The sequence below is a fragment of the Streptomyces sp. a15 genome, from assembly GCF_059026085.1.
Genome location: NZ_JBWLKM010000010.1, coordinates 35305 through 52682 on the forward strand (window position 1 = coordinate 35305; position 17378 = coordinate 52682).

Annotated in this window: 14 protein-coding genes and 1 tRNA gene; 5 read left to right on the forward strand and 10 right to left on the reverse strand. The window is 70.9% G+C overall.

The window, feature by feature from the left end:
* The first annotated feature begins 112 nt into the window (after positions 1-112).
* Positions 113-2866: a phosphoenolpyruvate carboxylase gene (ppc, locus tag AC5P09_RS13305; RefSeq protein ID WP_493874071.1), complete on the forward strand. Its 2754-nt coding sequence runs from the start codon at positions 113-115 to the stop codon at positions 2864-2866.
* A 91-nt stretch (positions 2867-2957) separates the two neighbouring features.
* Here the strand turns inward: ppc and AC5P09_RS13310 are convergent, their stop codons facing one another.
* From AC5P09_RS13310 to AC5P09_RS13345, 8 genes are all read right to left on the reverse strand, one after another.
* Complete coding sequence (locus tag AC5P09_RS13310) at positions 2958-3641, reverse strand: LPXTG cell wall anchor domain-containing protein (RefSeq protein WP_493874072.1); 684 nt, start codon at positions 3639-3641, stop codon at positions 2958-2960.
* Positions 3642-3779: 138 nt separating this feature from the next.
* Positions 3780-4283 (reverse strand): hypothetical protein, encoded by a 504-nt coding sequence (locus AC5P09_RS13315; protein ID WP_493874073.1) that lies wholly within the window; start codon positions 4281-4283, stop codon positions 3780-3782.
* 52 nt (positions 4284-4335) lie between these two features.
* A complete protein-coding gene (pth, locus tag AC5P09_RS13320; protein WP_493874074.1) occupies positions 4336-4938 on the reverse strand; it encodes an aminoacyl-tRNA hydrolase in 603 nt (200 codons plus the stop codon).
* 70 nt (positions 4939-5008) lie between these two features.
* Positions 5009-5590 carry a 50S ribosomal protein L25/general stress protein Ctc gene (locus AC5P09_RS13325; RefSeq protein WP_493874075.1) on the reverse strand — a complete coding sequence of 194 codons (582 nt, stop codon included), beginning with the start codon at positions 5588-5590 and terminating at the stop codon, positions 5009-5011.
* A gap of 185 nt (positions 5591-5775) precedes the next feature.
* Positions 5776-6756 carry a ribose-phosphate diphosphokinase gene (locus AC5P09_RS13330; RefSeq protein ID WP_493874076.1) on the reverse strand — a complete coding sequence of 327 codons (981 nt, stop codon included), beginning with the start codon at positions 6754-6756 and terminating at the stop codon, positions 5776-5778.
* Between the two features lie 136 nt (positions 6757-6892).
* Positions 6893-8341: a bifunctional UDP-N-acetylglucosamine diphosphorylase/glucosamine-1-phosphate N-acetyltransferase GlmU gene (glmU, locus tag AC5P09_RS13335; protein WP_493874077.1), complete on the reverse strand. Its 1449-nt coding sequence runs from the start codon at positions 8339-8341 to the stop codon at positions 6893-6895.
* Positions 8342-8455: 114 nt separating this feature from the next.
* Positions 8456-8530: transfer RNA gene (locus AC5P09_RS13340), tRNA-Gln, on the reverse strand.
* A 14-nt stretch (positions 8531-8544) separates the two neighbouring features.
* Entirely contained in the window at positions 8545-9408 is an 864-nt protein-coding gene (locus tag AC5P09_RS13345) for a hypothetical protein (protein WP_493874078.1), read from the reverse strand.
* 167 nt (positions 9409-9575) lie between these two features.
* Here AC5P09_RS13345 and AC5P09_RS13350 point away from each other — a divergent pair, with 167 nt between their 5' ends.
* Positions 9576-10901 (forward strand): sensor histidine kinase, encoded by a 1326-nt coding sequence (locus tag AC5P09_RS13350; protein WP_493874079.1) that lies wholly within the window; start codon positions 9576-9578, stop codon positions 10899-10901.
* A 19-nt stretch (positions 10902-10920) separates the two neighbouring features.
* Here the strand turns inward: AC5P09_RS13350 and AC5P09_RS13355 are convergent, their stop codons facing one another.
* The gene (locus AC5P09_RS13355; RefSeq protein WP_493874080.1) at positions 10921-11415 is read right to left on the reverse strand and encodes an SUKH-3 domain-containing protein; all 495 of its coding nucleotides are present in this window, start codon (positions 11413-11415) and stop codon (positions 10921-10923) included.
* 137 nt (positions 11416-11552) lie between these two features.
* Positions 11553-12161, reverse strand: coding sequence for a YwqJ-related putative deaminase (locus AC5P09_RS13360; RefSeq protein ID WP_493874081.1), 609 nt, complete (start codon positions 12159-12161; stop codon positions 11553-11555).
* A gap of 297 nt (positions 12162-12458) precedes the next feature.
* On the opposite strand from AC5P09_RS13360, the gene AC5P09_RS13365 reads away from it, so the two are divergent.
* The 3 genes from AC5P09_RS13365 to AC5P09_RS13375 all read left to right on the forward strand — a co-directional run bounded on the left by AC5P09_RS13365 (position 12459) and on the right by AC5P09_RS13375 (position 17372).
* The gene (locus tag AC5P09_RS13365) at positions 12459-13448 is read left to right on the forward strand and encodes an SMI1/KNR4 family protein (protein ID WP_266438391.1); all 990 of its coding nucleotides are present in this window, start codon (positions 12459-12461) and stop codon (positions 13446-13448) included.
* An 8-nt stretch (positions 13449-13456) separates the two neighbouring features.
* Positions 13457-16243: an SUKH-4 family immunity protein gene (locus tag AC5P09_RS13370; protein WP_493874082.1), complete on the forward strand. Its 2787-nt coding sequence runs from the start codon at positions 13457-13459 to the stop codon at positions 16241-16243.
* A 241-nt stretch (positions 16244-16484) separates the two neighbouring features.
* On the forward strand, positions 16485-17372 hold the full coding sequence (locus AC5P09_RS13375) for a cellulose-binding protein (protein WP_493874083.1): 888 nt from the start codon (positions 16485-16487) through the stop codon (positions 17370-17372).
* Positions 17373-17378 lie beyond the last annotated feature (6 nt).

Genomic DNA, 17378 nt, shown 5'->3' on the forward strand with positions numbered 1-17378 from the left:
GCCGTCCGCACTGATTTCTTCCCGGATGTCCGGCCCGTATGCGGCAGCAGCCGCCCGACCGCCATCCGGGTTCCCCTCCGGACGAGCTTCAACACTGCAAGGAGCCGCACCTGTGAGCAGTGCCGACGACCTGACGACGAGCACCATGTCGACCAGCAGCGAGCTGCGCGCCGACATCCGGCGACTGGGGGATCTGCTCGGCGAGACCCTCGTACGCCAGGAGGGTCCCGAGCTGCTCGAACTGGTCGAGAAGGTCCGCCGCCTCACCCGTGAGGACGGCGAAGCCGCCGCCGAGCTGCTGCGCGGCACCGAACTGCAGACCGCGGCCAAGCTGGTCCGCGCCTTCTCCACCTACTTCCACCTGGCCAACGTCACCGAGCAGGTCCACCGCGGCCGCGAACTGCGCGCCAAGCGCGCCGCCGAGGGCAGCCTGCTCGCCCGCACGGCCGACCGCCTCAAGGACGCCGACCCCGAGCACCTGCGCCAGACGGTCGCCAACCTGAACGTCCGCCCGGTGTTCACGGCCCACCCCACCGAGGCCGCCCGCCGTTCGGTCCTCAACAAGCTCCGGCGCATCGCGGCCCTCCTGGAGGTCCCGGTCATCGAGGCCGACCGCCGCCGCTACGACACCCGCCTGGCCGAGAACATCGACCTCGTATGGCAGACGGACGAGCTGCGCGTCGTACGCCCGGAGCCCGCCGACGAGGCCCGCAACGCCATCTACTACCTGGACGAGCTGCACGCCGGCGCGGTCGGTGACGTGCTGGAGGACCTGACGGCCGAGCTGGAGCGGGTCGGCGTCAAGCTCCCCGACAGCACCCGGCCCCTCACCTTCGGCACCTGGATCGGCGGCGACCGCGACGGCAACCCGAACGTCACCCCCCAGGTCACCTGGGACGTCCTGATCCTCCAGCACGAGCACGGCATCAACGACGCCCTGGAGATGATCGACGAGCTGCGCGGCTTCCTCTCCAACTCCATCCGCTACACCGGCGCCACCGACGAGCTCCTGGACTCCCTCGGCACCGACCTGGAGCGCCTCCCGGAGATCAGCCCCCGCTACAAGCGCCTCAACGCCGAGGAGCCCTACCGCCTCAAGGCCACCTGCATCCGGCAGAAGCTGGAGAACACCAAGACCCGCCTGGCCAAGGGCATCCCGCACGAGCCGGGCCGCGACTACCTCGGCACCGCCGAGCTGCTGACCGACCTCAAGCTCATCCAGACCTCCCTCAGGGAACACCGCGGCGGCCTCTTCGCCGACGGCCGCATGGACCGTACGATCCGCACGCTCGCCGCGTTCGGCCTCCAGCTCGCCACCATGGACGTACGCGAACACGCGGACGCCCACCACCACGCCCTCGGCCAGCTCTTCGACCGGCTCGGCGAGGAGTCCTGGCGGTACGCCGACATGCCCCGCGAGTACCGGGGCAAGCTGCTCGCGAAGGAACTGCGCTCCCGCCGCCCGCTCGGCCCCACCCCGGCACCCGTGGACGCGGCCGGCGAGAAGACCCTCGGTGTCTTCCAGACCGTGAAGCGGGCCCTGGAGGTCTTCGGGCCCGAGGTCATCGAGTCGTACATCATCTCGATGTGCCAGGGCGCCGACGACGTGTTCGCGGCGGCCGTACTGGCCCGCGAGGCCGGCCTGCTCGACCTGCACGCCGGCTGGGCGAAGATCGGCATCGTGCCGCTCCTGGAGACCACCGACGAGCTCAAGGCCGCCGACACCATCCTGGAGGACATGCTCTCCGACCCGTCCTACCGGCGCCTGGTCGCGCTGCGCGGCGACGTCCAGGAGGTCATGCTCGGCTACTCCGACTCCTCGAAGTTCGGCGGCATCACGACCTCGCAGTGGGAGATCCACCGCGCCCAGCGGCGCCTGCGCGACGTGGCACACCGGTACGGGGTGCGCCTCAGGCTCTTCCACGGCCGCGGCGGCACCGTCGGCCGCGGCGGCGGCCCCTCGCACGACGCGATCCTCGCCCAGCCCTGGGGCACCCTGGAGGGCGAGATCAAGGTGACCGAGCAGGGCGAGGTCATCTCCGACAAGTACCTCGTGCCGTCCCTGGCCCGGGAGAACCTGGAGCTGACCGTCGCGGCCACCCTCCAGGCCTCCGCCCTGCACACCGCGCCCCGCCAGTCCGACGACGCCCTGGCCCGCTGGGACGCGGCCATGGACCTGGTGTCCGACGCCGCCCACTCGGCCTACCGCAGGCTCGTCGAGGACCCCGACCTGCCCGCGTACTTCTTCAAGGCCACCCCGGTCGACCAGCTCGCCGACCTGCACCTCGGATCGAGGCCGTCCCGGCGGCCCGACTCCGGCGCCGGACTCGACGGCCTGCGCGCCATCCCGTGGGTCTTCGGCTGGACCCAGTCCCGGCAGATCGTGCCCGGCTGGTTCGGCGTCGGCTCCGGCCTCAAGGCGCTGCGCGAGGCGGGCCTGCGGCAGGAAGGTGCCACCGTGCTCGACGAGATGCACGAGCAGTGGCACTTCTTCCGCAACTTCGTCTCCAACGTCGAGATGACCCTCGCCAAGACGGACCTGCGGATCGCCGCCCACTACGTCGACACACTCGTCCCCGACGACCTGAAGCACGTCTTCGAGACGATCAGGGCCGAGCACGAACTGACCGTGCGCGAGGTGCTGAAGGTGACGGGCGAGAAGGAACTGCTCGACGCCACCCCCGTGCTGAAGCAGACCTTCACCATCCGCGACGCCTACCTGGACCCGATCTCCTACCTCCAGGTCACCCTCCTCAAGCGCCAGCGCGACGCGGCAGCCGCGGGCGAGCAGCCCGACCCGCTGCTGTCCCGGGCCCTGCTGCTGACGGTCAACGGCGTGGCGGCGGGCCTGCGCAACACCGGCTGACGGTCCCTTCGGACACACATCGGACACAAAGGTGCCCCCGAGCCTCATACAGGAGACTCGGGGGCACCTTTGTGCGTGTTTGTACGTGCGATCAGGCCTTACGGCGACGGAACATCAGGTAACCGCCCCCCGCGACCAGCGCGGCCGCGAGCCCGGACAGCAGGCCCACCGGGGCGCCGCTGCCGGTCTCGGCGAGGTCGCCGCCGGTGCCGCCCTGCGGGGACGGGGAGGCGGCCGGGCTGTCGGAGGCAGCGGGGGAAGCCGCACCCGAAGCAGGCGCGGACGCGGACGTGGACGGAGAGACGGATGCCGACGCGCTCGGCGTCGAGGTCGTCCCGCCGCCCGGCTCGCCCTCGTCCTCGCAGTCGGTCCAGAACACCTTGTGCTTGGCGGCGCCGTTCTCGCCCTCGAAGTTCCAGAACAGCTTGTAGTGCCCGTCGGGCAGCGACAGGTCGTCCGTACGGCCGTGACCGTCGTCGTCCAGGGCGATCTCGCCGGACGTCACCGTCTCACCCTTGACGTCGGCCGTCGGGGCCCAGGCCTCGATGTGCCAGTCGACCTGCTGGACGGCGTCGAAGCCGAAGGCGTCGAGGTAGAAGGTGCAGACGTGGGGCTCGTTCTTGCGGAGCTCCTCGCCGGTGGAGGCGTCGTGGATCTTCACGGTGCCGTTGTCGCCAGGGCTGGTGGCAAGAGGGGTGGCGTGCGCGAGGGGGGCGGCCAGGAAGGCCGCCGCTGCGACGGCGGACAGGACGCCGGCGCGAGAGAGGGTACGCATGGGTCAGTAGTCCATCTTCGAGATGTGAACGGGAAGATGTGGAGGGGGTGGCTCAGCTTCCAGCCGGGAATGACCACAGGTCAATCACGAACAGGCAACACTCAGTTCCTCCACAGGACCTGAGAACGCCGAAACCCCTCAGATCGTCACGAAGACAGCGGTGAGCAGTGCGATTCCCGACCCCGCCAGCACCCACGCGAGCCGCGTCCGCCGCAGCCCGCCCGCCACCACCACGGACGCGAGCAGCAGCGCGCCGCCCATCGGCACCCACGAGTAGAGGATCCCGGCGGGACCCGACCGGACCACGTCGTCACTGCCGGGCTTCACGACCACGTCGTACGTCCGCCCCTTGCGCACGGCCACCGTGTGCTCGATGACGACGCTCTTCCGCGCCGTCGAACCGGTCGACATCGGCGTGTACGGCCCCGTACAGGTCTTGGCACCGCACCGCGTCACCTCGACCGTGCCCCGCTCCCGCCCCTTGGTGAGCATCACGTGCTGAGCGGTGCCCCAGGACCCCCACACGCCCGCGATCAGGATCAGCGCCGCGACCGTGGCCATCGCCGCGAGGCGACCGAAGCGCAACGCGACGAGCGAGGCCTGACGGGAACTGGTGGGTGTGGCAGGCATGGCGGGGATCATTGGCCATGCCCGGACCGACAGTCAACTCCGCCTGATCGGCCGACCCGACAAGTCAGGAGTTGTACGTGCTTTGCGCCCGCTCCAGCCCCTCGATCACCAGGCACTCCACAGCATCGGCGGCCCGGTCCACGAAGTAGTCCAGCTCCTTGCGCTCCGCCGACGAGAAATCCTTCAGCACGAAGTCCGCGACCGGCATACGCCCCGGAGGCCGCCCGATCCCGAACCGCACCCGGTGATACTCCGGACCCATCACCTTCGTCATCGACTTCAGCCCGTTGTGCCCGTTGTCCCCGCCGCCGAGCTTCAGCCGGAGCACCCCGTAGTCGATGTCCAACTCGTCATGAATGGCCACGATGTTCGCCACGGGCACCTTGTAGAAGTCCTTGAGCGCGTTCACCGGCCCGCCCGACAGGTTCATGTACGACATCGGCTTTGCCAGCACCACCCGCCGGTTCCCCGGCCCGGGCGGCCCGATCCGCCCCTCCACGACCTGCGCCTGCGCCTTACCGGCCCGCTTGAACCTGCCCCCGATCCGCTCCGCGAGCAGATCGGCGACCATGAAGCCGACGTTGTGCCGGTTGGCCGCGTACTCGGGCCCGGGGTTGCCGAGGCCGACGATCAGCCAGGGGGCGTTCGCATCGGTCGTCACGTGCATGTCTCCTTCATACGCGCCGACCGCCGCCCCCGAGGGGAGCGGCGGCCGGCAGCCGGTATTCCGGGGAGGATCAGGCCTCGGCCTCGGCCTCGCCCTCCGCCGGGGCCTCCTCGGCCTGGGCGGCCAGGACCTGGAGGACGACCGCGTCCTCGTCGGTCAGCAGCGTGGTGCCCTCGGGCAGCGGGATGTCCTTGGCGAGGATGGAGTCACCGGCCTCCAGGCCCGCGATGGAGACGGTGACCGACTCCGGGATGTGCGTGGCCTCGGCCTCGACGTTCAGCGTGCTCAGCACGTGCTCGAGCAGGTAGGCGCCCGGCGCGAGCTCGCCCTCGGTGTGGACGTAGACCTCGACGTTGACCTTCTCGCCGCGCGTCACCAGAAGCAGGTCGACGTGCTCCAGGAAGCCCTTGATCGCGTCGCGCTGCACGGCCTTCGGGATCGCCAACTGGGTCTTGCCCTCGATGTCCAGCGTGAGCAGGACGTTCGGGGTGCGCAGGGCGAGCTGCAGCTCGTGGCCCGGCAGCGTGATGTGGGCCGGCTCGGCACCGTGACCGTAGACAACGGCGGGAACCTTGTTGTCACGGCGGATACGGCGGGCCGCACCCTTACCGAACTCGGTACGGGTCTCGGCGGCGAGTTTGACGTCAGCCATGGTCACTCCTCGTAGAACAGTCGGGGAAGGTGGTCACCCGGCCAAACAATCGGCCTGCTACGAAGAGCGCGTCGATAACGGACCGCCGTACGCCTCCTGAAAAGCGGTACGGCCTCCCTCGCCGAGCAACTTGAGCAGTCTACTCGGCGGGGAGGCCACACCCAAAAGGATCTTCGAGGCAGTGCTTACTGCTCGTCGAACAGGCTCGTCACCGAACCGTCCTCGAACACCTCACGCACCGCATTCGCGATCGTCGGCGCGATCGACAGCACCTTGATCTTGTCCAGGTCCGCGCCCAGCTCACCCGGCGTCGGCAGCGTGTCCGTGAAGATGAACTCGCTCACCCGCGAGTTCTTCAACCGGTCCGCCGCCGGACCCGACAGCACACCGTGCGTCGCCGTCACGATGACGTCCTCCGCGCCGTGCGCGAACAGGGCGTCCGCAGCCGCGCAGATGGTGCCGCCCGTGTCGATCATGTCGTCGACCAGCACACACACCCGGCCCTTGACCTCACCCACGACCTCGTGGACGGTCACCTGGTTCGCCACGTCCTTGTCGCGCCGCTTGTGCACGATGGCCAGCGGCGCACCGAGCCGGTCGCACCAGCGGTCGGCGACACGCACCCGGCCGGCGTCCGGGGACACGACCGTCAGCTTGTCCTTGTCGACCTTCTTGCCCACGTAGTCCGCGAGCAGCGGGAGGGCGAACAGATGGTCCACCGGGCCGTCGAAGAAGCCCTGGATCTGGTCCGTGTGCAGATCCACGGTCAGGATGCGGTGAGCACCGGCCGTCTTCATCAGGTCCGCGATCAGACGCGCCGAGATGGGTTCACGCCCACGGTGCTTCTTGTCCTGCCGCGCGTAACCGTAGAACGGCACGATGACGGTGATGGAGCGGGCCGAGGCACGCTTCAGCGCGTCGATCATGATCAACTGCTCCATGATCCACTGGTTGATCGGAGCCGTGTGGCTCTGGATCACAAAGCAGTCCGCACCGCGCGCCGACTCCTGATAACGGACGTAGATCTCCCCGTTCGCGAAGTCGAAGGCCTTCGTCGGGACAACCCCGACACCCAGCTGCTGGGCGACCTCCTCGGCAAGCTCGGGGTGGGCGCGGCCGGAGAAGAACATCATCTTCTTCTCGCCGGTCGTCTTGATCCCGGTCACAGCACTGTCTCCTCAGAGGTGTCTCAACTGGGTGCCGACAGACCGTCTCAGCTGGCTGCGAGAGGCCGTCTCGGCTGGTGGGGCGTGCGGATGTGCACTTATCACGGTACGCCGTGTTTGACGCAGCCGTTTCCGGTCAGCCTTCGCTCTCCCTCTGCCGGGAGGCCGCCTCGGCCGCCTTCGCGGCCGCGCTCCCCGGACGCTTACGAGCCACCCAACCCTCGATATTCCGCTGCTGACCGCGGGCCACGGCCAGCGAACCGGGCGGCACATCCTTCGTGATCACGGACCCGGCAGCGGTGTACGCACCGTCCCCGACCGTGACAGGCGCCACAAACATGTTGTCCGAACCGGTGCGACAGTGCGACCCGACGGTGGTGTGGTGCTTGTCCTGCCCGTCGTAGTTCACAAAGACGCTGGCGGCACCGATGTTGGTGTACTCACCGATCGTCGCGTCACCGACATAGGACAGGTGCGGAACCTTCGTCCCCTCGCCGATCGAGGCGTTCTTGGTCTCCACGTACGTACCCACCTTGGCCTTCAGCCCAAGACGCGTACCCGGCCGCAGATAGGCGTACGGCCCCACGGTCGCCTGCGGCCCGACCTCCGCGCCGTCCGCGACGGTGTTGTCCACGCGCGCCCCGGCACCCACCCGCGTGTCCGTCAGCCGGCAGTTGGGCCCGACCTCGGCACCCTCACCCAGGTGCGTCGAGCCGTGCAGCTGCGTTCCCGGATGCACGACGGCGTCCTGCTCGAAAGTGACGTCGACATCGACCCAGGTCGTGGCCGGATCGATGACGCTCACGCCGGCGAGCATCGCGCGGTTCAGCAACCGGTCGTTGAGAATCCGCCGCGCCTCGGAGAGCTGCACCCGGTTGTTGATCCCGGCGATCTCACGGTGATCACCGGCGACGGAGGCGCCCACCCGGTGCCCCGCCTCACGCAGGATCCCGAGGACGTCGGTCAGATACTCCTCGCCCTGGGAGTTGTCCGTACGCACCTTGCCCAGGGCATCGGCGAGGAGCTGCCCGTCGAAGGCGAACACCCCTGAGTTGATCTCCCGAATGGCCCGCTGCGTCTCACTGGCGTCCTTGTGCTCGACGATCGCGGTGACGGCCCCGGAAACCTCGTCGCGCACGATACGGCCGTAACCCGTCGCGTCCGGAACCGCGGCGGTCAGCACGGTGACGGCGTTGCCGTCGGCGGAGTGCGTGGCGGCGAGCTGCCGCAGCGTCTCGCCGGTGAGCAGGGGCGTGTCCCCGCATACGACGACCACGGTCCCGTCGATCGTGCCGCCGAGCTCTTCGAGGGCCATCCGCACGGCATGACCCGTGCCGTTCTGCTGCGCCTGCACCGCGGTACGTACGTCGGCGTCGATCTCGGCGAGATGCGGGGTGACCTTCTCGCGGGCGTGGCCGACGACCACGACGAGGTTCTCGGGCTGCAACTCACGCGCGGCGGCAAGCACATGTCCCACGAGGGACCGGCCACAGATCTCGTGCAGAACCTTGGGTGTGGCCGACTTCATACGGGTGCCCTCACCCGCTGCGAGAACGACGACGGCTGCCGGGCGAATGGCGCTCACGGGGTTGCCCTTCGGCTGTGGAGGGGGAGGGTTGGACATCCGCAGGATACCGGGGCGTTTCGTGGGGGACATGAGAGTGGGCCCTGACAGTGGTGTCAGGGCCCGAACCGAGCATGGCTCCCCCGCCAGGACTCGAACCTGAAATACATCGTCCAAAGCGACGCGTGTTGCCGATTACACCACGGGGGATTATGGAGTGCAGCCTACGCGGTTCGCCGCTTGGCCTCCACCACCATGCCAGACCACCAGCCTTCGATGCGACGGTACAAGTCGGCTCCTGCTCGGACGTCGATGCGCAGGCAGCCGTAGTAGTTCTCGTCGGTGTTCTTCCGGTTCGTGCTGGGGTTGTGCTTCTTGAGCGTCGTCTTGAGGAACGCGACTAGTTCGACGCCGACATGATCTGCCCAGAATTGCTCGGCGCTTGCCACGCTGGCGGTCTCATGGATCTGTACGGCGAACCTGAGGCGCTCCGGTTCCACGCCGAGCAGGTTGAGCCAGGCCAGGAAGAGCGTGATCATGCCGGGGTCGCTGTTCACGAAGGTGACGCGCTCCTGCCGCCGATACGGCTTGCTCTTCGAACCCTCGGCCCAATAGAGGCCTACGCCGACCAAGAACAGCTCGCGGTCCGTCAGCTTCTCGATCTCTTGTGCTGCCGACTGTTTGGTTCGCTGGCGCTCCTCCTCTCGCAGATTAAGCGTCGCTTCCCACCCGCGCTTGGCGATCGCCGATGCTTCCTCGCGCGTCCGCTTTCGGCGCTCCGGCTTGGGCAGATCCCGTACCCACAGCGAGATCGAACTCTTGGAGCATCCCAGCTCCACCTGGATCTGGTCGTATGTCCAGCCCTGGAGCCGGAGTTCCCTCGCCCTGTGCCTCAGGTCGTCCTTCGCGTTCGGCCGATTCGTCCATTCCGGGGGCGGTTCGCCCTCCAGAAGCCGGTTGAGGATGTCGTTGTTGTCGACGTGCAGCCGGTCGCGGATCTGGCGTCGGCTGAGTCCCGCCCGCCGCAGCGCCACCGCCCGCTCCCGCAACGCCTCGAAGTCCGCGTACTTGACTTGTGGATGTGCCATGGGCATACCGTCCGGGCGGAATCCGATCTTCCGGGGTCGAACGGTGAGCGATTCAGCAGTTCGAGGGATATCGGGTGGTTTCGTCGCCGTTCGGTCGCGGAGTGTGGTGTAGGCCAGTCACGGAAACTCGCCGGAAAAGGGGCACCCGGCGCCCGTAGGCTGGAGGCATGACCACGACGGGGGAAGACCACACGACGGCCTTGGGAGGGCCGTGGTGGTGGGTCAGGCGGCGCAGTGCGGTGCTGGACGTGAGTCTGGCCGTGGTGTCCGCGGTGGAGTGTGCGGTGGAGGGGTATCCCTTCGCGCGGGACGCGGGGATTCCGGTCGCCGCGGGGATCGTGTTCGGACTGTTGGCCGGCTCGGTGCTGGTGTTGCGGCGGCGGTGGCCGATCGCTGTCGTGCTCGTGTCGATCGCGATCACGCCCGCCCAGATGGGCTTCCTGATGGGCATCGTCGGCCTGTACACGCTGGCGGCGTCGGAGTTGCCGAGGCGGATCATCGGTTCGCTGGCGGGGATGCAGCTGGTGGGGACGCTGATCGTGACGTTCGTGCGGGTGCGGCAGGACATGGTGCGGGGGGACCTGACGCTGGGGGACTGGTTCCTGCCGTTCGCGGCGATCACCGCGTCCTTGGGGCTGACCGCGCCGCCGTTGCTGTTCGGGATGTATGTGGGGGCGCGGCGGCGGCTGATGGAGAGCCTGCGGGAGCGGGCGGACAGTCTGGAGCGGGAGCTGCAGTTGCTGGCCGAGCGGGCCGAGGAGCGGGCCGAGTGGGCGCGGAACGAGGAGCGCACGCGGATCGCGCGGGAGATGCACGATGTGGTGGCGCACCGGGTGAGCCTGATGGTCGTGCATGCTGCCGCGCTGCAGGCCGTTGCTCGGAAGGATCCCGAGAAGGCTGTGAAAAATGCCGCGCTTGTGGGGGACATGGGGCGGCAGGCGTTGACCGAGTTGCGGGAGATGCTCGGGGTGTTGCGGACCGGGGACGGCAGAGCGGCCGCTGTGCGGCGCGAGGAGGTGCCGTTGGCGGCGGTGGGGGCGGCCGCGGCGGTGGCGGCTTCCCGGGTCGCCGAGGACGAGGGTGCGGGCGACGGGCCCGGGCCTTCGCTGTCCGATCTGGATGTGCTGGTGGGGCAGTCGGCGGCCGCGGGGATGGTGGTCGACCTGTCGGTGGAGGGGGAGACGCGGCCGTATGCCTCGGACATCGAGCAGACGGCGTTCCGGGTGGTGCAGGAGGCGTTGACGAACGTCCACAAGCACGCGGCGGGGGCGAAGACGTACGTACGGCTCGCGCATCGGGTGTCGGAGATCGCGATGCAGGTGGAGAACGAGCCGCCGCCGGAGGTGGCGTCGGAGTCGTCGGCGCGGTTGCCGTCCGGTGGCAACGGGCTGGTGGGCATGCGGGAGCGGGTCGTGGCGCTGGGCGGGGTGTTCGTGTCGGGGCCGACGGACGCGGGGGGTTTTCGGGTGTCGGCGGTGATTCCGGCCTCGTAGCGCGATCGCTCGGGAGGCGTCAGCCCGCCGTCAGGCGGGTCGGTTCGATGCCGGCGACGAGGGCGGCGAGGGCCTGGTCGAGGTCGGGGCCGAGGTACCAGTCGCCGGTGTGGTCGAGGGCGTAGACGCGGCCCTCGGTGTCGATGGCGAGGATCGCCTGGGTGTCGGTCTCGGCGCCGAGCGGGCAGACCTCGGTGTCCAGGGCGCGGCCGAGGTCGCCGAGGGTGCGGGCCATGTGAAGGCCGTGCAGGGGGTCGAGGTGGACGGCGGCGGGGGCGATCTGGCGGCCGGGGCCGGTGGGTGTGAGGTGGAGTCCGCCGAATTCGGCCCAGGCCTCGACGGCGGCGGGGAAGACGGCGTGCCGGTGTCCGGCGGGTGAGGCGTGGTCGCGCAGGGCGTCGGCCCAGATCTCGGCCTGCTTTATGTCCCAGCGCCCGGGTTGCCAGCCGGCGGCGCGCAGGGTGGCGTCGACGGGGACGGGGAAGCGTGTGGTGGAGGTGCGGTCGGGGTGCATCTTCCCTTGGTTCGTCGAGATCGTCGGGGTACGTCCTGAGGATGTACGTGAGGCGTGCCCGTTGGACTCAGTCGTCCGGACCCGGTCGTCCGGACCCGGTCGTCCGGACCCGGTCGTCCGGACCCGGTCGTGTGGACTCAGTCGTCCGGCGCCGTGGAGTCGACCACGCGGACGCCGAAGTGGGCACTGAGGGCTGCGCAGGCGCGGCAGGGGGCGGCGAAGCTGCCGTGGAGGGGGTCGCCGTCCTCGCGGATGCGTCTGGTGGTGAGTTTGGCCTGCTTGAGGGCCTTGCGGGCCTCGCCGTTGGTCATCGGTCTGCGGGCGGCGCGTCTGGTGCGGGCGGCGTCGATGGCCGTGATGTGGCGTGAGATGAGCATGGCTTCGGCGCAGCGTCCGGTGAAGCGGTCGCGTCGGTCGCTGGGGAGGGTGTCGAGGAAGTCCTGCACGAGAGGGTGCAGGGCGGGCGGCTGGTCGCCGCGGGCGGCGGTGCCGGTGAGGGTGGCGCCGCGTACGGAGAGGGCGGCGGCGACGGTGGGGAGTATGCCGTCGCGGCGGTGGCGCAGGGTGGGGGCGTGCGGGGTCTCGGTGCTGCTCCAGCCGACGCGGGGGTCGCCGGAGGCGCCGGTGTGCGGGCCGGTGTGCGGGCCTGTGTGTGGTGGTGTCTGCCGGGCCGTCCGGGGGTCGCCGGACGTGCCTGGTCGCGGTCCTGCGTGTGGTCCCGTCTGCGTCGCGTTCATGATCGTCATCCCCTCCCGAGCATCCCCCGGACGACACAGAGTGCCAAACGGCGTGGCTGGTGCGGAAGCTGGGGCGGTGCGACACGCCCGGGTTTGGGCAGGCAGTCACGACGAGGTGACGGCTGGTCACGGAAGCGGAGGGGTGCTGACCGGTGTCCGGTGACCGGTCTTGTCGTACCGCATAGGCTGTCCGCACCGCGATCCACGCGGTCGACGCGTGGAGTCGGACGAGACAGTCGATACGGTGCGTAGTGGCCGAAGGGGGTCGCTGCGGGTCGTACCAGAGTGCCGCAGGGGGCAACCGCCATGACGACAGGTCGGCTCGGGCAGCAAGCCGCGCCGCCGAACGCGGCCTACGCCGGGCAGGTCGTGCATTTCCCGGATCCGGTCCGGGCGGCCCGTCACCCGAGAGGGGTGCGGGTGGACGAGCACGGCTTCCCCGTCTTCTCGCCCTACGCGCGTGCGGTCGCGGAGATCGCGGATCCTCCGGAGGGTTTCGGCGTCGACGAGCTGCGGCTGACGGACTACGTGTCGGCGAACGCGGCCCTGGCGGCTTCGGGGCACGAGTTGTGGGACACGGTGCCCGCGGTGGCGACTCCGCACGGCTGGACGTGGCATCACGCGGCGGGTTCGCGGCGGCTGGAACTGGTGCCGGTCGATGTGAAGGCGCTGCTGCGGCATCACGGCGGTATCGCGACGGCTGCCGTGGACCAGAACAAGAGGGGCACGCGGCCGCTCCAGGAGACGCGTCCCGCGCACTTCGGGCTGCCGAAGTCGGGTGTGGCGGTGACCGAGTCGCAGGTGCTGGGCGTCGAGGAGGACCTCGGGTACCGGCTGCCGGGTGCGTACCGGTCGTTCCTGAAGGCGGCGGGCGGGTGCGCGCCGGTGGGCACCGCCCTGGACGCCGAGTTGGGCCTGCTGATCGACCAGCCGTTCTTCACGGTGCGGGACGAGGCGGCGGTCAACGACCTCGTGTACGTCAACAAGTGCCTGCGGGACCATCTGACCAAGGACTACCTGGGAGTCGGCTTCGTCCAGGGCGGGTTGCTGGCCGTGAAGGTGAAGGGCGAGCGGGCCGGTTCGGTGTGGTTCTGCGCGTACGACGACGCGCGGGACGTCGATCCGTCGTGGGCGCCGGCCGAGCGCGTGGAGCGGTTGCTGCTGCCGTGCGGTGAGGACTTCGACGCGTTCCTGTCGCGGCTCGCGGGCAGTCCGCCGGAGTTGGAGACGGTGGCGAACCTGATGGTGGACGGCGGGTTCGCGCGGTCCGTGCCCGTCTCGTCGGTGGGGGAGTGAGCTGAACGATGGTGACGTTTGCGCAGGCGCAGGAGCGCGCCGAAGAGTGGATCAACGGGGATGTGCCGTCGTACCAGCATCGTGAGGTGCGGGTACGGGAGTTCGACCTCGGGTTCGTGATGTGGGCCGAGGACCGTGCGGACGGGCCGCGTTCGGACGGTGGCGGTCAGCGGCTGGTCATCGCCCGGGACAGCGGGGAGGCCACGCTGTGGCCCTCGCTGCCGGTGGGCGAGGTGATCCGCCGGTACGAGGAGGAGTACGGCCGTGCCGATGCCGTCGCCGACGCGGTGCCGGCGCCTGCGGCTCGGGTGGACCTGAACCAGACGTCGTTCCTGTTGACGCCGCCGGAGTGGTTGCAGGAGGCGGCGGACAAGTTGGGGATTCCGGATCGGCGGGCGTCCGCGGGTTCGGGTGGCGGTGTGGCTGCTGGTGCTGGTGCGGAGGCTCGGGCCGGGGAGGCGCTTCCTGAGACGCAGGCCGGGCCTTCCGGTGTGCCCGCCGGGGCGACGCCGTGGGCCGGGACCGACACCAACGCGGATGCCGGCGAGGACCGTTCCGTTCCACTGCCCGCGACCGTGTTCGCGCCGCCGCTGAGCGGTGCCGACGACGGGGACGCACCGCCGGACGCCAAGACGGCGCTGATGTCGGGTGGCAGCGGGCTCCCGCCGACGGCGCTCGCTCCGGCGGTCGACGAGCCGAACGCGCCGGGTGGGCAGGGCGGGCCTGGTGGGCAGGGCGGTACGCCGGCGCCCGGGACGCCGGGTGCGCCTTCGTCGTACGGGTATCCGCAGGGGCCGGGTGTGCCGGGTACGCCGCCTCCGGGTGGGCCCGTGCCGGGGGCGACGCCTCCGCCTCCGCCCCCGCCTCCGCCGGGTGCGCCTTCGTCGTACGGGTATCCGCAGGGCCCGGGTGCGCCTTCGTCGTACGGGTATCCGCAGGGCCCGGGTGTGCCGGGTACGCCGCCTCCGGGTGGGCCCGTGCCGGGGGCGACGCCTCCGCCTCCGCCGGGTGCGCCTTCCTCGTACGGCTCTCCGCAGGCGCCCCACGGTGCCGCGGGGGCGCCTCAGCCTCCCGTCGCCGGGCCCGGTGCTCCGGGCGGGCGGTCGCTCGCGCCGAACGCCGGGGACATCGCCGACGCGGCGACGAGCAAGGCGGGGCCTCCGCCGCGTCGTGCCGGGGCGAACCCGCCGCCTCCGCCGCCTCCGCCGGGTGCCCCGGGAACGCCGGGGGCGCGTCCGGGCAGCACGCCCCCGCCGAGTGGTCCCGGTGCGCCGGGTGCGCACGCGGCCGGCGGGTACGTGCCGACTCAGATGGTGTCGGCGCTCGGCCCCGACGGCCCTGAGGGTCCTGTAGGGCCTGCCCCGCAGGCTCCCCCCGGTACGCCTCCGGGCGAGGTCCACCATGCCCCCACGATGTTTGCCGATCCTGGGCGGGTGGGCCCCGGCGGGGGCGGGCCGCAGCCGCCGGGAGCTCCTGGTGCGCCTGGTGCGCCCAAGCCGCCCGGCGCTCCGGGCACGCCTGGCGCGCCGCAGCCTCCTGGCACCCCCGGTGCCCCTGGTGCGCCCGGCGCGCGGGGTGCCGTCCACCACGCGGAGACCATGCTGGCCGGGCCCCCGATGGGCGCCCCCGGCGCGCCTCCGCCGCCGCAAGCCCCGGGCGTACCCAGTGCCCCCGGCGGGCATGGCGTCCCGGGTGCCCAGCAGTCGATGCCGCCCGGTGCCATGCCGCCTCCCGGTGCCGTGCCTCCTGGGGCGATGCCGCCGCCCGGGCAGCCCATGCCGGGGCAGCCGTCGGCGTACGGATATCCGCAGCAGCAGGGACAGCCGACGGTCGGGCCCGGGTATCAGGCCGTACTGCGGTACCGCGCGCAGGACGGGTCGGAGCAGCAGTTGATCCGGCGTTCGGTGCCGGGGACGCCGCATCCGGAGTGGCAGATCTTCCACGAGCTGCGGGCGATGAACGTGCCGCCGGACCAGGTGCTGGAGCTGCACACGGAGTTGGAGTCCTGCGAGCTGCCGGGTGCGTACTGTGCGCGGATGATCCGGGAGCAGTGGCCGCAGGCACGGATCGCGAGCATCGCGCCGTACGGCACGGATCACGCGAGCCGGCAGCAGGGCATGCAGCAACTCCTCGAGCACCAGGGCGAGTTGCACCAGGTCGCCGACGGGCCCGCCCGCCCGGCTCCGGTGCGGGTGCCGGTTCCGCAGGTGCCGCCCGCGCCGCCGATTCCGCCGGAGGGCGTGGCGCAGGAGGTGGCGGGGGCGTTCGGGCCGGGGGTCTTCCGGTTTGAGCAGGCCGCCGTCTCCCGGCAGGGCGTGCCGCCGGTCGTGGCGCACTCGCTGGTGGTGGCGGGGCTGCCGATGGACATGGGCCCGTTCTTCTGGGCGCAGGCCCAGCCGGGCCGGCCGGTGCCGACGCTGGCGGAACTGGCGGCCGAGCGCGGGGTGCAGCCGGCCTCGGACGCGGGCTCGTACCTCGTGATGGGCAGCGACTTCGGCCGGGCGGTCTGCGTGCAGTACGGCACGGCGAACATCGTGGCGGTACCCGTGGAGGCGGGGCCGGGCGGTGCGCCCGTACCGCCGCAGTTCGTGAACACGGGGCTGCCCGAGTTCCAGCGGTGCCTGGCGCTGCTCGGCCGGATGTGGCGGCTCAGGTTCGGGCTGAACCAGGAGCAGGCGGGACGCTGGACCGTCGACTTCCAGGCCCAGTTGGCCGCGCTCGACCCGGCGGCGCTCGGTTCGCCGGAGAGCTGGTGGTCGGTGCTGCTGGAGCAGATGTGGGACGGGTTGCTGTGAGACGCCTCAGCTGAGACACCCTGTGTGGAAAGGGCCGGGCCCGGTCGTGTGACCGGGCCCGGCCCTTTTGTGTGCGCCGCGTGACCCGTAACCGATGTGCGGAGTGTCGCGTTATGAACACTTCCGTCCGATACATCAAGATGTCCGCGAAATCATTATTTCGCATCCATTCGTGTCGGTTCGGAGAAGAGTCCGGCAGTCCGGCAGTCCGGCGGAGAGTTCGACGGAGAGGGGTTCCAGGATGAGCAGCGCATCGGTCTCACCACATGGATTCGTGGCCGTACGGGGGCGCGCCTACCGCCCCGAACAGGTCGATGCGTACGCCGGTGCCCTCTCCCGGGACCGCGACGCCGCCTGGGAGCGCGCCGCCCGTCTCACCGTGCTCGCCAAGGAGATGGAGGCGGAGGCGGCGCGGTTGCGGGAGACCGTGGCGGCGCTCGCCCCGCAGACGTACGAGGCGCTCGGGGAGCGTGCGCGCCGGCTCTTCGAGCTGGGGCAGGAGGAGGCCCACGCCGTACGGGAGAGCGCGCGGCAGGAGGCGCAGCGCCTCGTCGAGGAGGCGCGGGAGCGTGCGGACGGCGTGCGCGAAGCCGCGCAGGCGCACGCCGACGCGGTGCGCTCCGAGGCCGACGAACGCGCCCGGCACCGCCTGCTCGCGGCGCGCGCCGAGGCCGACGAGATCCGTATCGGCGCCCGGCGCGAGGTGAAGGAGGGGCGCGGGGAGGCCCTCGCGGCGTTGCGCGAGGTGCGGCAGCGCACCACCGGCATGCTCGGCGAACAGGCCAAGGAGCACGCCGAACGGTGGGCCGAGGCCGAGCGGGAGGCGGAGGAGCGGGCAGCCGCGCTGGACGCGCACAACGCCGAGCGGGTGGCGCGGGCCGAAGCGGCGTTGTCGGAGGCGAAGCAGGCGTTCGCCGAGGCGGAGGCGTCCGCGCGCCGCCGGCAGGAGGAGGCACGGACGCGGGCGGCCGCCGTGCTCGCGGAGGCGCGGGCGCGGGAGGAGCGCATCGCCCGGGAGACGGAGCGGGTGCTGCGGGAGCACGGGGAGCGGTGGGACGACGTACGGGCGCAGATGGATCACGTACGGAACAGTTTGACGGCGCTCACGGGGCGGGCGGCGATGGAGTGACGTCGG

Excerpts from the sequence above, each read along its gene's own strand:
- AC5P09_RS13350 (WP_493874079.1), top strand. The coding sequence starts at position 9,576 with ATGACCACGACGGGGGAAGACCACACGACGGCCTTGGGAGGGCCGTGG.
- AC5P09_RS13345 (WP_493874078.1), bottom strand. The coding sequence starts at position 9,408 with ATGGCACATCCACAAGTCAAGTACGCGGACTTCGAGGCGTTGCGGGAG.
- AC5P09_RS13315 (WP_493874073.1), bottom strand. The coding sequence starts at position 4,283 with ATGATCCCCGCCATGCCTGCCACACCCACCAGTTCCCGTCAGGCCTCG.
- pth (WP_493874074.1), bottom strand. The coding sequence starts at position 4,938 with ATGCACGTGACGACCGATGCGAACGCCCCCTGGCTGATCGTCGGCCTC.
- AC5P09_RS13365 (WP_266438391.1), top strand. The coding sequence starts at position 12,459 with ATGACGACAGGTCGGCTCGGGCAGCAAGCCGCGCCGCCGAACGCGGCC.
- AC5P09_RS13370 (WP_493874082.1), top strand. The coding sequence starts at position 13,457 with ATGGTGACGTTTGCGCAGGCGCAGGAGCGCGCCGAAGAGTGGATCAAC.
- AC5P09_RS13360 (WP_493874081.1), bottom strand. The coding sequence starts at position 12,161 with ATGACGATCATGAACGCGACGCAGACGGGACCACACGCAGGACCGCGA.
- AC5P09_RS13310 (WP_493874072.1), bottom strand. The coding sequence starts at position 3,641 with ATGCGTACCCTCTCTCGCGCCGGCGTCCTGTCCGCCGTCGCAGCGGCG.
- AC5P09_RS13325 (WP_493874075.1), bottom strand. The coding sequence starts at position 5,590 with ATGGCTGACGTCAAACTCGCCGCCGAGACCCGTACCGAGTTCGGTAAG.
- AC5P09_RS13355 (WP_493874080.1), bottom strand. The coding sequence starts at position 11,415 with ATGCACCCCGACCGCACCTCCACCACACGCTTCCCCGTCCCCGTCGAC.
- AC5P09_RS13375 (WP_493874083.1), top strand. The coding sequence starts at position 16,485 with ATGAGCAGCGCATCGGTCTCACCACATGGATTCGTGGCCGTACGGGGG.